Raw genomic sequence first — 14,926 nt, 5'->3', positions numbered from 1 at the left:
TATAATCAGTTCCTTAAGATATGGGCTACGTTATCTATTGCCTTTTGCAGCTTTTCGCTATTTTTGCTAAACATCTCTTTAGCTTCTTTTGATTCAGTTCCAAGTGCAAACAACTCCAAGTCCGCTTGGCACTTTTTCAAGGTCGCGAGCATAAGAGGTTTTTCCTGAGGAGAAGGAACTTTAAGTTTATCATCAAAAAGGTCCACAGTTAATTCTCCGTTAGAATTGGCTTGACCAAGAAAAACATTATCGAGGATTACCCCCAACTTATCCAATTCAGTATGAAGCCAATGTCGGTTCAGACCAATCGTGGAAAGTGGTTCATCAAGTATGCTGCCGTCCATGATGATGGTTTGTGGCTCCTTTACTGCAGCCACTGGCAGGTTAAGGTCCTTAGGTGTTACAGGTTGATTTTGCTTCTTTAACATTACGGAAAAATCCCCATTGGCTTCCAATAAGGCAAACTCAACTTCAGAAATATCGAAGACATCCTTTTTCCGGAGCAATCCTAACAATTCATCGATGGTATATTTCTCTTTTTTTAAATTATCTTCCATGACTTTCCCATCTTTGATGAAAACCGATGCTTTTCCTTCCACAAGATCACGGAAAGTTTTACTTTTTAGGGATATTAAACCTGCAATGAAGGGTGCTATGGCAAAAACGAGAATGGACAGTACGCCATGTATAATATTGCCCTCCACTTTTGTAGCTAATTCTGCCCCAACATTACCAATGGTTATGCCCGTTACATATTCAAAAAAGGAGAGCTGGGACAATTGTTTTTTTCCTAACACTTTAGTGATCAAAAAAAGAACAATTAAAAAGAAAAATGAACGCAAAACAATTTCTATCCAATCCGGCATTACCAAACACCTCCTGCTTGATCATGGTCATTAAAACCCTTTATATTGTGGTTCTTCCCGTTCTAACTCGCCCACGCGCGTTTGTACATCCTTCCTAACTTCATTCACCACCAGCATCGTTTCATGCAAGATGCGTTTAGATTCATCATCTTGAGTCCGGAGTGCTAAGCTGGATAAGCCTGCTTCAACTCCTTTTAAGCTAGAGACACATTGTTTGACATTGGAAGCTATCGTCATGCAGCATCCTCCTTATCTTTTTAGGTCGTCTGGAATAATGACTCGGAACCATGAGCGGCTGTTATCCAGGCACTGGTTGCTTCAAACATGCCAGCGGCAACAACCCGATCAATCGATGCTTTTTTACATCCGCTAGGGCTACGGAAACAACCTCCGCAGCCAAGAAATGTTCAACCAGTATGAGCAGGTGTGTGTGTTCAAACATCAAACCTTAGTTTTGTGCTTCTCCGTCATATTCAATCGATACGGCATGGGCGATGCATGGAATCGTCTCGCTTTGTTGAAAGGATAGAGGAGATAGCAAGGCACCGGTAGCCACAACGAGCAATCGTTTTATTTCTCCTTTTTTCATGCGATTTAATAAATGACCATAAACGACGGTTGCGGAACATCCAGGGCCGCTTGCCCCGGCCAGGACCGGCTGACCATCCCTGTATATCATTAAACCGCAATCTTTATATTGCTCTTCTTTAATCGGCGTGCCATGTTTTTTAAATAATGCCAGAGAAACTTCATGTCCGATCTTTCCTAAATCCCCGGTCACTATTAAATCATAATAGGACGGGTCGAGGTTTCTTTCTCTAAGATGTGCTTCAATCGTATCTACAGCGGCCGGAGCCATGGCACCGCCCATATTGAAAGGATCGGTCAATCCCATGTCGATGACTCGGCCTATCGTAGCTGAAGTGACCCTTGGGCCTTTCCCGGCACTGCTTAATAAAGCCACGCCAGCCCCCGTAACAGTCCATTGGGCTGTTGGAGGTTTTTGCCCTCCGTATTCAGTTGGGTAGCGAAATTGCTTTTCTACTGCGGCGTTATGACTTGATGCTCCCGTCAATAAGTACTCTGCTCCTTTGGTATTGACAAGGTAGGCGCCAAGAGCCAGTCCCTCCATGGAGGTGGAGCAGGCACCAAATAAGCCGAGATAAGGTGTTCCAAGTGTTCGACAGGCAAAACTGGTAGGGGTTATTTGATTGATTAGGTCGCCTCCAAGGAAAAATTGTATCTGTTCCTTTTGAAGACCCGCCTTCTCGATTGCTTTTGTACTCGCTTCTTCCAATAAGACTTTATGTGCTTTTTCATAGGTATCTTGATTGATCCATAAATCGGAATGGAGAAGATCGAAATCATCCGCAAGCAAACCGTCTGCTTCAAATGGACCGCCAACGGTTCCTGTGGAGACGATGACAGGCTTTTGATCAAACACCCATGTGCGATGCCCCGTAAGCATTATTAAACCACCCCATTGTATGAGTATTGTCAGTAAGATAAAACAAAGGAATAACAAAAAAATCCTTCAGCCAATTTGAATATAGTACAGCCATTACCTAAAAGGAAACCTTTGGCCCGGTGTTCAATGGCTGCGGTATCACCGCAACCTGAAAGTAACAAAGCGGCCAATTCGGTCAAACAAAATCCGGTGATAAAGCAGGCAGCTTTTACTTTTTATCATTTAACATCCTCGTATCACTTCATTCGGCATTAAAAGTCTTTCTGAGGTCCAAGACAATCGTAATCCTCAAAACGATCTTCTATGATGATTTTTAAGTGGTAGTCGATCATAATTTAAGAATTACAGATTTTTCATCCGCGACCCGTACTGAATCAGTTCAAGTCAGGTATGTAACCCTTTGGTAGTTTGAGATTGGCTTAAAGATTCTGTTCTACATTATTTTTTGATATAGAAAAAGGAATAAAAATTTTATTCTTGGTTATGGAAAGATATAAAAAAGGCTGGTTGCTTTAACCAACCTTTTTTATATGAATGATCATTGTTTATATTGAGGCTCCTCGTTTTGAATCTCTTCAATGCGAGGAGTGATGCTGTCGACAATCGATTGTGTTTGTTGGGCAGCTTGTTGATACAATTGTTTGGCTTGCTCATTATCTGTAGAAAGGGCGAAAGTTTCAAAGCTCGCTTGAGCGCTTTTTAACCCTGCTATAGTTGTTTTGACATCGTTTATAACTGTCATATATGAACCCCCTAGTTTTTTTACTGCCTTATTAGAGTGGGGAAAAAATGATTATCTATACCTTCCAAATATATCTATGAGTGAAATCAAGTGACTAGCTTCTTAATCAAACGTTTGATTAATGGAATGGAAACAGGCAGAATTCATTGTTTTAATCCTCCTTTTTCGTTGTACGAATCGTTTTTATTGTTTAATCATTGACCGAATTCAGAATTTTAAATATAATTGTAGAAAACATAACGTTATTACGTGAGGTGATATGACATTTATATTATGGACGATTTATATAGTAGGGTTGTTATTGAAATTTCATCTGAAGAAGTGATAAAAGGACTGCTATTCTACAAAAGCAAACAGGAGTCGGAAATTGAATCGATCAAAGGTAAAATTCATAAATATGAGCAAAAACGAAGAGCTGAGGAAGCTTGGTATCAATCCCTATCACCATTTAAACGTTTTTTTACAGGGCGTGCCCCAAGTCATCACCAGGCGGTTGAACATTTGGTGAATGTGAAAGATAGATATAAACAAATCGAGAAAATAAAACAGCGGGTCGCTTTTTTAAATGAGGTGATCGGTTTACTTGAGGCGGAACCGGAAAAAAGGGAAATGAATTTACCATCAGACATCATTAAAGAAATAATGGCCTGGCAGAAAGCGGAGGGAACGCCGAGATGACTCTAGAAACGTTAAACGCTGGCTTGGATACGATTTGGGTGGTTCTGACAGCAGCCATGATACTATTGATGGAGGGCGGGTTTGCCTTATTGGAGGCAGGGTTCGTCCGTACGAAAAATAATGTGAACATCATCATGAAGGTTTTTGCCGATATTACGATCGGAACGCTTTGCTATTTCGTCGTTGGTTTTGGCTTAATGTATGGAATGGATGTATTTGGAATCATCGGGGCAAGTGGCTTTCTGCTGAAAGGTGATTTGTCGCACATCGACCTTACGATTTCCATGGACGCATATTGGTTATTTCAAGGGGCATTCGTCATCGCCGTCATTTCCATCGTTTCGGGAGCAGTTGCGGAAAGGATCAATTTTCGGGCGTATCTTATTTTTGTCGTAATGATGACAGCATTCATCTATCCGATTGCCGGTCACTGGGTATGGGGTGGCGGCTGGTTAAGCAGGTTGGGCATGCAGGACTTCGCAGGGTCTGCTGTCATTCATGCACTAGGCGGTTTTTCAGCACTTGCGGCTGCCATTGTAATCGGGCCGAGAGCAGGTAAATTCACTTCAAGGGGGACCAGCTCCATTTCGCTGCCGAGTAATCTCCCATTGGCATCTGTTGGGGCATTCCTTTTATGGTTTGGCTGGTTTGGATTTAATGCAGGAAGCACCTTGCAAGCTACAGATGTCCGAATTGGACATATTGCCATTGTCACGATGCTCTCAGCTGCATCAGGGGGAGCGGTGACCCTGCTTTATACACTGTTTAGATATGGACGCTCGGATGCACCTTCCGTCATCAATGGCTCACTTGCTGGTCTTGTCGGAATTACAGCTGGATGTGCATTCGTTAGTGATCTGGCGGCGTTGCTGATTGGAGCAGTTTCTGGAATGTTGATGTTAGCTGCGACAAATTGGTTGGAAGCCCGGAAAATCGATGATCCGGTCGGTGCCTTTCCTGTTCATGCGGCATCAGGAATGTGGGGTACGATAGCGGTAGGGCTTTTCTCCACTGAAAACGGACTGTTTGCCGGCGGGGGATGGCATTTGCTCGGAGTTCAAATATTAGGATTAGTGGTGTTATGCATCTGGGGCTTTTCAGTGACCTGGCTTGTTTTTAAAGTTATAAATGTTTGGCTTCCTATAAGATCGACTGAAGAAGAAGAAGAACTTGGGTTGGATATCAGTTATCATGGCATCATGGCCACACATACCTCGCCGGAGTTCATCAAGGTAGAGGATTACTATAAGCAGGATGAAGAATTGACAAGGTAATGTCTATGATACAATGGTAAAATCAAGTAAGAGGTGAATTTTTAAATGGGTGCATGCAATCTTAATCATTCGCAACAAGATGTCAGGCTAAAATTTGAGAGCCAAAAGGCATTTTTACCAACACAATTGAGTCAAACATTAGATCGATATCTTGAAAAAGGGAATTCGCAGGAAACATTGAATGAACTTTTTCATCTATTGAAGAAGTATGACTTGTCTACCCAGGAGGAACAGGAATCTAGAAACGACAAGTTGAAACGGATCATGTTGTAAATTAGAAAGAGCAGGAGTGTAAATATGACTCCCGCTCTTTTATTTTCTTATAAATAACTTGATGAATTCCGCGGGAATATGGCTGATTCCTTATTCTGCAGATCAGTATTGTAACTACTTTTTTAAAGCAAGTAGCAGGATTCACATTTAAGGCGGCGAAAACAATAGTGAAATCGTAAAGCTTTGTACACTGGACAAGGGTTTGGTGAACCTTTGAAGATTAATCAATCGTTTGATTAAATCTCAAAGGAAAAAGCGGGAGCTCGCAATGAACTCCCGCTTTTTCCTTCATTAAAAACCATCATCTGTTGCGGTGAAGGGGATGTTAAGGTTTCTTTCCACGGCCCGAAGTCTTTGATTCAGTCTGTTTAACCTATTCGTATGTCGCTGGTCCGCTTGACTTAGCCTGGTGATTTCCTGGTTAATGCGGTTCACTTCACGATTTATCCGCGTGATTTCTTGGTTCTGCCGATTGAGTTCCCTCGTTTGACGCTCGTTTTGACGCTCAAGTTCCCGGATTCTTCTTTCAAGTTGTTGAGGCTGCCTTTCAATATCGAATTGGTCTGGCACCTGGCTATATGGATTTTCTTGTACCTGCTGAAAGTTCCAATCTTGCTGTGGCATATAATCAAATCGTTCAGGCTGTTGGAAGTATGGGTTGAAATTTGGTTCAAAGTACTGATGATTTCCATTTTGTTGTGGATAAGGATAAAATCCGTATGAATTCATGGTCAACTCTCCTTTTTAAAATCAGGATGGATACCCTATAACTTATGTCAGTTCCGGTGAAGTGACTAGGCGTTAGCCCATATGAATGGGAAGAAGAGGTAATTCACAGAAAAAATTTCAATAAATTTGCAGAAACCATCCGGTTCCTATATCGTTTAGGATAGGAGAAATTCTTTTTTTCATCTTGAAACCAATTCCAAGGATAATCCGTATATAAAGAAAAGAGTGTAAGTCAGGAGTGTAATGATAATGAATCGATTTCTTGCTGATTTTGTTCCGATATTGATTGCATTTCCAATGGTTTTGCCGGTTTGGATGGTTAGCTATTTCGTATTGAATCAACCGTTTGCCCTGTCCGTTGTCATATCTTTAGCAGGAGGGGTACTTGTATACTGGCTGAGTTCCGTATATTTTTCATCAAGATACCTCAAAAAACATGAATTGACGAGAAAAGAATATCAATATATAAAGAAAAATTTAATCGAAGCAAAACCGAAGATATGGAGGGTGCAAAAAGCACTAATCTCGGTCAGGCATATCTCTTCTTTTAAACAGAGGAAAGAGATGATTAAAATGATCAGGAAAATATACAGTCTGACAAAAAAAGAACCGAAGCGGTTTTATCAAGCAGAACAGTTTTATTACTCGCATCTGGATTCTGCCATGGAGCTTGCGGAGAAATATGTTTTTCTAGCACAGCAGCCAAAAAAGAATAGGGAACTCGAACTTTCCTTAACGGAGACTCGTAAAACTTTAAAGGAACTCACTAATACGATAGAAAAGGATTTATATAAAGTGATTGCCGATGATATCGATAACCTTAACTTCGAATTGGATGTTGCTAAGCAATCCATTAAAACTAGAATAGAGTCACAAGTAATTGATGAAAGCAGGAGGTTAAAATGAATAACAATGATCCAAACCTGTTGAATAAAACGAATAACGCCAGTTTGAACGATGACCTTTTAGCCAATCCATTTGATGGGGTGCAGGAGCTTGAGAAAGTATCTTCCCAGGAAGCGAAACCGGTTAAACTGATTGATGTCATTCCTGAAGAGAACAGGGCAAAGGCTTATCAGCTTGCCGAACAAATCGACCCAACGAATCATCAGGCAATGATATCCTATGGTACACCCGCCCAATCAAAGCTCCTGACCTTTTCTAATTCCATGCTTGAGCATGTCCAGAAAAAAGATGTGGGTGAAGTGGGCAGCATTATCAATGATTTAATGAAAAAGTTAAACGAACTCAGCCCGGATGAGTTAAAACCGGATAAGCCCTCATTTTTTGCGCGTATGTTCGGGAAGCTCTCGGGATCTGTACAGGAGGTGCTATCCAAGTATCAAAAAACCGGTGCCCAAATCGACCGAATCAGTGTAAAACTCGATCGGAGCAAGAATATTCTGTTATCGGATATCGTAATTCTCGAAAAGCTATATGAAACGAATAAGGAATATTTCCAGGCATTGAATGTCTATATTGCAGCTGGGGAAATCAAACTCGAAGAAATCCATGAGAAAACGATTCCGGAGCTAAGGAAGTCCGCTGAATCAAGTAATGATCAAATGAAGTTTCAAGAAGTAAATGATATGCTGCAATTTGCTGAACGGTTGGATAAAAGGCTTCATGATTTGAAGTTGAGCCGTGAAATCACGATTCAAAGCGCACCGCAAATCAGGCTGATCCAAAACACGAATCAGGCACTAGTCGAGAAAATCCAATCTTCGATCATGACAGCCATTCCACTTTGGAAAAACCAGGTTGCGATTGCACTGACCCTAATCAGGCAAAGGCATGCTGTAGAAGCACAAAAACAGGTTTCCAAGACTACAAATGACTTGTTATTGAAGAACTCCGAGATGCTGAAAACGAATACCATTGAAACCGCAAAAGAAAATGAGCGCGGACTTGTCGATATAGAAACATTAAAGAAAACTCAAGCTAACTTGATATCGACACTTGAGGAGACCATGCGGATTCAAGAAGAAGGCAGGCATAAACGCCGGCAAGCTGAACAGGAATTGGCGTCAATGGAAAATGAACTGAAACAGAAGTTATTAGAGATAAAGGGATAAGGGGAGATAATATGGAGACTATCGAGGCTATAAAAACGAGAAGAAGCATTGGAATCGTTAAGCAAGATCCGGTTCCTAAAGAAATGATCGAGCAAATCATTGAAGCCGGAATATATGCACCCAATCATCATCGGACGGAGCCTTGGCGTTTTTTTGTTTTGACAGGGGAAGGAAGAAATAAACTTGGGCAGGTATTCGAAGAAATAACAAGAATCGAAAATGCTGATGATACCCCTGAAAGTTTAATCAGCAAGCTCGAAAGGCAAAAAAAGAATCCATTAAGGGCTCCAGTCATCATCGCAGTGGGCATAGAGCCTAGTGATAAGAATAATGTCCTCGTGGCAGAAGAATATGCGGCTGTGAACAGTGCCATCCAAAATATGCTTCTTGCAGCACATTCTCTAGGTTTGGGAGCTGTATGGAGAACGGGGAAAATAACTTATCATGACAAGGTCCGTGAATTTTTCAATTTATCCTCTAAGGGAGAGGTATTGGCTTTCATATACTTGGGTTATCCTGACATGGAGCCGAAACCTGCTAAGAAAACACCGATTGACGAATTGACCACATGGATTGGATGAGGATTAGGGGCTGCATCAGTATATAGACACTGATGCAGCTTTTTTTTATTGCCTTCAATAAGGCGTCCTTAATTAAGCTTTTACTGAAAGGGATTTGACTTTGTCAGGCTTCGTTTCAAGTGACGATTGATGAATTAGGTTGTACAATACAAAGGAAGAATAAATTTTGATGAATTAGGATGTGTCTATAGATGAGAACGATTGATCCATTTGAGATACTCGATGGAAAAGCGATAAAATATTTGGATGTGTTTGGCGTTGAGGATGGCATTGCTTTAAAGAGTAAATACGAAGATAAATCGTATTGGATATATGATTATTATTGCATGCATCAGACTTGTGATTGCCAGGAAGTATACCTTGAATTCGTTGAGGAGCTTAAAGGCAATAAACAGGCGGGACAGCATTTTGGAGTGAGGGTTTCTTTCGGGGATAATCAATTCGTCCTGGAGGATTATAATATTTCGAAGCAAAAGGCGATGGATATCGCGGAAGATACGCTGAAGTACAGTAAAGATGTAATGAAGTTATTTAAACAGCGGTATCAGCAAATGAAGGAAAAAGGCACGCAAATTATCACGGAAAGTGCAAAGGCAGCTAAAATGCCGCATGTTCATGCAGAACCAGTCATTGGCAGAAATGAGCCTTGTCCATGCGGAAGCGGGAAAAAATACAAAAAATGCTGCGGTGCAGCTTAACATCTTGGAAGCTGACTCGATTCGGAGTCGCTTCTTTTTTATTGGAAAAGTGCGTGCTTGGGAAAAAAATGAGAAAAAAGTGTAGTATTAGACGAACGTTTGTTCTATAATGAGAGAGTACCAGATAATTACACAAAAAGAAATAAAAAGTAGTCATTTAGACGGAATTTTCCAAAAACTTCTTTTTTATTTTCATAAATCTGGTATATATAAGAGAGAAGAGTTTTTTGATCTCATCTCTTTCAACGGTAGACGGCAACCAGACGGGATGAAAATCCCTACACTGATGGCAGTTTAACTTATTGAACGAAGGAAGGGGTAATCAAATGACAAGAGAAAAAAGATTAATACCTTACAAAGTTCTTGAAGTAATGGAAACGGTGAAAGAGAAGATTCCTGAGGGTGTCGAGCTTGTGAAAGCACCGGCAATTTGGGAAAAAAGCAGTTATGGTGAGGGCGTGGTAGTTGCCGTCATTGATACAGGCATAGACAAGGGACATCCAGACCTCAAGGAAAGAATCATTGGTGGGAAGGATTTTACCAATACCGGGGATTATCAAGATGATAACGGACATGGGACACATGTAAGCGGTACGGTTGTTGCTGCCATTAATAACGCTGGTGTAGTGGGAGTGGCTCCGAAAGCAAGCATATTAGCGTTAAAGGCCCTAAATGGTCAAGGACAAGGCGACATTGATTGGATTAATGGTGCTCTAGAGTATGCTATCAATTGGCGGGGACCAAATGAAGAAAAGGTTTCGGTTATTTCACTTTCGCTTGGCGGACCTCCCGATGAGACTGAACATAAACTCATTCAAAAGGCCCTTCAGAACGATATCCTTGTTGTTTGTGCAGCTGGAAATAGCGGTGATGGGCGTCATGAAACGGATGAATTGGATTATCCAGGAGCATATCCCGAGGTAGTGGAAGTGGGGGCTGTGGATTTAAGCAGAAATTTAGCGGATTTTTCAAATACGAATGATGAAATTGACTTGGTGGCGCCGGGGGTTGATATTCTCTCTACGTATCCAGGAAATAAATATGCCAGGTTGAGCGGAACGTCAATGGCTACGCCTCATGTAAGCGGTGCGGCAGCGCTCTTGAAAGTGATTGCTGAAAAAGAATTTGAGCGCAATTTAACTGAAGCGGAATTATATGCACAGCTGGTGAAAAGTACGGAAGATCTGGGAATAAGCAAAAAAGCGCAGGGAAATGGACTGCTTAACTTAACGATTACGGAACAAAGAGCTGAAAAATCGATTAAGATTACGATAGAATCAGAAAATCTTAAGTTACCGAGTAAATCGGTGGTCATGGAATAGTAGAGAAAAAAGGTGCCTCAAGAAATTTTTGGGGCACCTTCCATAATGATTATTTTTTATTTTTCCTTAGAGCTGCAAAAAGCGCTACAATGGAAAGAATTAATGATATGACAGCAAGGGTAATGATCAGCGTTTGGTTGCCATCACCTTCTGTTGTTGCTGCATCCTTTGAATTGTCAGGTGTCGTGGAATCATTAGTGTCAGCTTCATCTTCGTGACCATGGTCCGCAGGTTCAGCATCAGCCTTGGGTGCAACCGTGATTTCCGTTACAGAATGCGGTAGGTCTGAGCCTTCTTCACCGCTCCATTCAACAATTTCACCATCTTCGTAATATTGAAATGCATCCCAGGCAACTTTCGTTTCTTCTTTGGGATTTTGTGCTACGAAAGAGAATTGCTGGAATTGTCCAGCAGCTATTCCTTTGTCAGTTGCTGCCCAAGTTACCGTTTTTACATGCCCATCTTTGTCACCTTCTGTCGTTACTTTCCATCCCGGTACAGGCTGATAGCTTTCAAAAGTAACCCCTTCAGGTACTTTTAAAGTCACCTTTGTAGTGGCAGTTTCTTTTTCTACGGGTACTTTAATTGTATAAGTTTCCCACGCCTCAGGTGCAGATGAACTAGGCTTGACCGTTACGTGAGCATATGCTGAACCGGAAAAAATGAATAATGCAGCAAATGTTAAAATAAGTAGCTTTGAAATGTTTTTCATTTGTATAAATCCCTCCTATTATGAATTCCCTATGAAAATTATAAAATCAGCATTGATTGAATCCAGGCTTTCAGTCAATCCATGAACATGGATATTCCACTTTCCTGGCATGGTTAAGATAGACTTTGATATAAATGTCCCTGTGTTTTTCTCCTTCATTTGCAGCTTTATTTCACCGCGTGGCGTATCCAATGGCTGCATCGTGATCGTAAGCTGCTCTATTTCAGCAATTGGCTTGCCTTCATTGGATAGATTTACTTGAATCAGGTTATCCCCGACTTCATTGGGCGTCACCATTAATGTAACCTCGTTATTTTCTTCAGTCCGTAACGTTTTTTCAATGGGGCCGGGAGAAGACATGGCAGTTTGGACATTTGTCAATAAAGCTGCAATGAGAAGGATGACGATTCCTAAACCAAACTCCATTCCCACACTATAACCAAGTTTTTTCGTTTGCTTTTTCCCTCTGAGAAAATGAAAGCCGCCTAAAACGATCATGATTAACATGAGACCGATTTTCGCTAGTAACAATTGGCCATATGTTGTGTTAAACATTGAATGGATAGTTGGTACATGCTGTAAACTGCTATATATTCCGCTAATAATCAGGATGATTACAAACAGAAATGCCCATTTGGAAAACCTTTGAATGATCGACCAGTAAAAGGTTTTCTTATCTTCTTGGACTGCCTGCCGATCTGCAAGCCCAGGCAAAATCACCAATAAGGCCATAAGGCCGCCGAGCCATAAAGCCATGGACAATAAATGAAGGAAATCCATCAAAACGGCCAGAGCCTGATTAGGAACGGCTGCTGTATGTCCGATGAAAGCCTTACAAATCATCAAGCTGGCAATTATGATGAATGAAATGAAAGGTAGTGATTTATTCAATGAGTTCTCGAGCATGAAATAAATTACTAAAAATAGAAGGAGCAATATTAGAATTTCCATGATCCAGATCGTCCCAAAGTTTGTAGCATTCAATACTTCCTTTATATAACTAACATTAAATGCATCGGTCCAACCTACGCCAGCATCGATCGTAACTCTTAAAGGCAGACTGCAGAAGATGGAAAATGCTAAACCAGCATATGAAAGCCAAAGGTATAGACGGGTTCTTCTGCTGGCTTCAAAAAGTCGAGAATCCTTCATTAGCGATAATCTGAAAAAAAGGATTCCGGTAAGGGCAGCGAAGCATATGTATTGTAGACTTTGCAGCATAACGTTGATGGAATTCGGAAAAATTTCATTCACTTCGGAATTATTTTGATCTGATAGGCCGGCCGAATCTCCGAATTGAAAGGGAATTGTTCCTTCAATGGGATGGCCATCACTCGAAACCACTCTCCATTTAATATAGTAAATCCCTTCATCGATCGTGCCCTTCCACTTAGCTTCCAGTATTTTTTCACTCTGTTCAGAGATTGTACTGTCTTGAGTTTGAATTTTGTCTCCATCTTGGCTGAATACCTCAAGCGAATGAAAAGCTGGTTGTATATTCTCGCTGAATTGAATGGTGATCTTTTCAGGAAGAGTATCCATCGCTTCATTCGGGCTAGGATTAGAGCTGATTACTGTAGCATGACCGGAAGCCATTGCCGGGTATAAAAGCAAACTGAATAGGCTGACTACCAGCCATAAATATTTTTTCATCTTGGTGTGCCATCATCCTTTCATCCGATTATGTAAGCCCATTATAAAAGGAAAATGTGAAAAAACAGTGAAAATAATTTAGTTATCTAAAGGCAGTTTAAGAGGTTCGCTAGAAAATGAGACCAATAAGTTTTAGTTTTGCCTTCCACTCCAGTATAGCCATAAATAAGTGGTGGGAATTCCACTTTGCATAAAGTTTATACCAAATAGGCATCCTCCTTTTGATATAAACTTCATTAAGAAATAATTAAGGTTCCTTTAGTAATCTGAACCTATCATGTTTAAGGAATTTGGAGGGATAGGTTTTGATGAAGAAGGGATTAAAAGAAACAAGTGTGAAGGTGATCTTGGTTGGTTCCCTTGTGGGGATGGGAACATCCACTTATATGCCAGCAGCAGAAGCTGCGGAAGGCACTTCTGTCATTTTGGAAGAGGCAGAAACGGAAAATAGTCTTTCAAAGCTAGAGATAGAGGGTATAGCACTGGATCAAAAATTTACAGAAGATGTACACGACTATAGTTCAACAGTGGGGAATGATGTGGAAAAAATCACCTTGCTTGCAGCAAGCCCTAACGAGAATGCAGCCATATATGTGAATGGTGTCAAAATGACAAATGGTAAATTGAAGGATTTAACTCTTAAAACTGGCATGAATACGTTTGTAATCACCGTCAGCGATGGGGAAAATGAAACCTTAACCTATACTCTCAAGGTCGAAAAACATGAAAGTGATGATAACCTTTTAACATCGATTGGATTATCAAAAGGCTCATTAACATTCGATTCTAAAGTGACAGCTTATCATGCTTCAGTTGAAAATGAAGTCCAGTCGGTTACGGTAACTCCGACATTGAGTGACAGTAAGGCAATTGTAAAGGTAAATGGAAAGGATGCAACCAGTGCAGGTGTAAAGGTTACCCTTCCAGTCGGTAAGACAACGGTGAAGATAACCGTTACAGCGGAAAATGGTGATGAAAAAGCATATACACTTACGATTACACGGGCTGCAGCCGCAGCAAAGGAAACGGAATCGAAAGCTGCTCCAAAAGAGGATGAAGTTCAAAAGGAACCCTCAACAGGAACGAGCAAAGCCCAACCTTCCTCGGATAAAGGGAATAAATCATCTTTACCATCAGCAGGATCCTCGGATAAGGGGAGTAAAACATCTTTAACATCAGCAGGATCCTCCAATAATCAAAAGCCAAGCAGTGGTGTCAGTCAAGTAACGAATGCACAGCAAATTGAAAGTATTTCAACACAAAAAGTGAAAACGGATTCTGTTGAGAAAGTAACGTCCGCAGATTCTTTAGGCGAGGAAGGCAATAATGGACCAGTGTTGAACAGCCTGACGGTATCATCCGGCGTATGGAACAAATCTTTTGAATCTAATGAGCATACCTATCATATCGAGGTCGATAATGATATTTCTTCAGTCGAAATGAATGCAACGACAAATGCCAGCGGAGCAACAATTGAATATGACGGTGCGAGCAGTGCAAAAGTGAAGATCAAGGATAAAGCGAAAACGGCCATTTCCGTTACTGTTTCAAAGGATGGGGAGCGTCGTACTTACGTCCTTGTTTTCGAAAAGGATATCGATGTTGAAATGGATGAGGAAGAAACCGTGGATGATGTCAAATCAAAAGAGGCGGAAGTTGAGGCAGCGCAAACGAGTACAGCTGGTATGACGGAGAGCGAAACATCCAATGATTCAGGAGGCCAGATTAATGGGAAACAACCTGTTGAGACGGTGTCATTCTTTGGGAATATAAAGGATTTCTTCACCTCCCTGTTAAAATAGGATGGTTTTGAATCCAGCAAAAAAGGACAAGGTTCAGGCTTGTCCTCGAAATT

At 41.1% G+C, this 14,926-nt stretch carries 16 protein-coding genes; 9 read left to right on the top strand and 7 right to left on the bottom strand.

Translation table 11 applies throughout. The annotated features are described in order from the left end of the window. Window positions 1-5 precede the first annotated feature (5 nt). From ACZ9AO_RS11765 to ACZ9AO_RS11750, 4 genes are all read right to left on the bottom strand, one after another. On the bottom strand, window positions 6-866 hold the full coding sequence (locus ACZ9AO_RS11765) for a DUF421 domain-containing protein (RefSeq protein ID WP_476109124.1): 861 nt from the start codon (window positions 864-866) through the stop codon (window positions 6-8). Between the two features lie 30 nt (window positions 867-896). Next, window positions 897-1,103 carry a DUF1657 domain-containing protein gene (locus ACZ9AO_RS11760; RefSeq protein WP_048680561.1) on the bottom strand — a complete coding sequence of 69 codons (207 nt, stop codon included), beginning with the start codon at window positions 1,101-1,103 and terminating at the stop codon, window positions 897-899. 211 nt (window positions 1,104-1,314) lie between these two features. Further along, window positions 1,315-2,334: a stage V sporulation protein AD gene (spoVAD, locus tag ACZ9AO_RS11755; RefSeq protein ID WP_034306056.1), complete on the bottom strand. Its 1,020-nt coding sequence runs from the start codon at window positions 2,332-2,334 to the stop codon at window positions 1,315-1,317. A gap of 538 nt (window positions 2,335-2,872) precedes the next feature. Next, window positions 2,873-3,076: a DUF1657 domain-containing protein gene (locus ACZ9AO_RS11750; RefSeq protein WP_034306054.1), complete on the bottom strand. Its 204-nt coding sequence runs from the start codon at window positions 3,074-3,076 to the stop codon at window positions 2,873-2,875. A gap of 273 nt (window positions 3,077-3,349) precedes the next feature. On the opposite strand from ACZ9AO_RS11750, the gene ACZ9AO_RS11745 reads away from it, so the two are divergent. Genes ACZ9AO_RS11745 through ACZ9AO_RS11735 form a run of 3 tightly spaced genes read left to right on the top strand, consistent with a single transcriptional unit; the run spans window position 3,350 to window position 5,301 of the window. Beyond that, window positions 3,350-3,754, top strand: a complete 405-nt coding sequence (locus ACZ9AO_RS11745; RefSeq protein WP_476109123.1) for a hypothetical protein — start codon at window positions 3,350-3,352, stop codon at window positions 3,752-3,754. Further along, the gene (locus ACZ9AO_RS11740; RefSeq protein ID WP_202316203.1) at window positions 3,751-5,028 is read left to right on the top strand and encodes an ammonium transporter; all 1,278 of its coding nucleotides are present in this window, start codon (window positions 3,751-3,753) and stop codon (window positions 5,026-5,028) included. The genes ACZ9AO_RS11745 and ACZ9AO_RS11740 overlap by 4 nt, the downstream gene beginning before the upstream one ends. 45 nt (window positions 5,029-5,073) lie before the next feature. Further along, window positions 5,074-5,301 (top strand): hypothetical protein, encoded by a 228-nt coding sequence (locus ACZ9AO_RS11735; RefSeq protein ID WP_289321391.1) that lies wholly within the window; start codon window positions 5,074-5,076, stop codon window positions 5,299-5,301. 291 nt (window positions 5,302-5,592) lie between these two features. Here the strand turns inward: ACZ9AO_RS11735 and ACZ9AO_RS11730 are convergent, their stop codons facing one another. Beyond that, window positions 5,593-5,925 (bottom strand): coiled-coil domain-containing protein, encoded by a 333-nt coding sequence (locus ACZ9AO_RS11730; protein WP_034306570.1) that lies wholly within the window; start codon window positions 5,923-5,925, stop codon window positions 5,593-5,595. A 354-nt stretch (window positions 5,926-6,279) separates the two neighbouring features. Between ACZ9AO_RS11730 and ACZ9AO_RS11725 the strand changes: the two genes are divergently transcribed. The 5 genes from ACZ9AO_RS11725 to ACZ9AO_RS11705 all read left to right on the top strand — a co-directional run bounded on the left by ACZ9AO_RS11725 (window position 6,280) and on the right by ACZ9AO_RS11705 (window position 10,706). Next, entirely contained in the window at window positions 6,280-6,936 is a 657-nt protein-coding gene (locus ACZ9AO_RS11725; RefSeq protein WP_476109122.1) for a 5-bromo-4-chloroindolyl phosphate hydrolysis family protein, read from the top strand. Then, window positions 6,933-8,105, top strand: a complete 1,173-nt coding sequence (locus ACZ9AO_RS11720) for a toxic anion resistance protein (protein WP_476109121.1) — start codon at window positions 6,933-6,935, stop codon at window positions 8,103-8,105. The genes ACZ9AO_RS11725 and ACZ9AO_RS11720 overlap by 4 nt, the downstream gene beginning before the upstream one ends. Before the next feature lie 11 nt (window positions 8,106-8,116). Next, entirely contained in the window at window positions 8,117-8,686 is a 570-nt protein-coding gene (locus ACZ9AO_RS11715; RefSeq protein WP_476109120.1) for a nitroreductase family protein, read from the top strand. A 191-nt stretch (window positions 8,687-8,877) separates the two neighbouring features. Further along, the gene (locus tag ACZ9AO_RS11710; protein WP_476109119.1) at window positions 8,878-9,384 is read left to right on the top strand and encodes an SEC-C metal-binding domain-containing protein; all 507 of its coding nucleotides are present in this window, start codon (window positions 8,878-8,880) and stop codon (window positions 9,382-9,384) included. A gap of 326 nt (window positions 9,385-9,710) precedes the next feature. Then, on the top strand, window positions 9,711-10,706 hold the full coding sequence (locus ACZ9AO_RS11705) for a S8 family peptidase (protein ID WP_057278511.1): 996 nt from the start codon (window positions 9,711-9,713) through the stop codon (window positions 10,704-10,706). Between the two features lie 49 nt (window positions 10,707-10,755). Here ACZ9AO_RS11705 and ACZ9AO_RS11700 read toward each other — a convergent pair whose 3' ends face one another. Together ACZ9AO_RS11700 and ACZ9AO_RS11695 are read right to left on the bottom strand one after the other, a co-directional pair. Beyond that, window positions 10,756-11,418 carry a YcnI family copper-binding membrane protein gene (locus tag ACZ9AO_RS11700; protein WP_476109118.1) on the bottom strand — a complete coding sequence of 221 codons (663 nt, stop codon included), beginning with the start codon at window positions 11,416-11,418 and terminating at the stop codon, window positions 10,756-10,758. A gap of 18 nt (window positions 11,419-11,436) precedes the next feature. Beyond that, a complete protein-coding gene (locus ACZ9AO_RS11695) occupies window positions 11,437-13,071 on the bottom strand; it encodes a copper resistance CopC/CopD family protein (protein ID WP_476109117.1) in 1,635 nt (544 codons plus the stop codon). A gap of 308 nt (window positions 13,072-13,379) precedes the next feature. Between ACZ9AO_RS11695 and ACZ9AO_RS11690 the strand changes: the two genes are divergently transcribed. Further along, window positions 13,380-14,873 carry a cadherin-like beta sandwich domain-containing protein gene (locus ACZ9AO_RS11690; protein WP_476109135.1) on the top strand — a complete coding sequence of 498 codons (1,494 nt, stop codon included), beginning with the start codon at window positions 13,380-13,382 and terminating at the stop codon, window positions 14,871-14,873. Window positions 14,874-14,926: the final 53 nt, after the last annotated feature.

The sequence above is a fragment of the Peribacillus sp. TE19612 genome (genome assembly GCF_056279465.1).
Note: the sequence above shows the minus strand (reverse complement) of the source record. Positions and strands in the feature narration are given on the sequence as shown.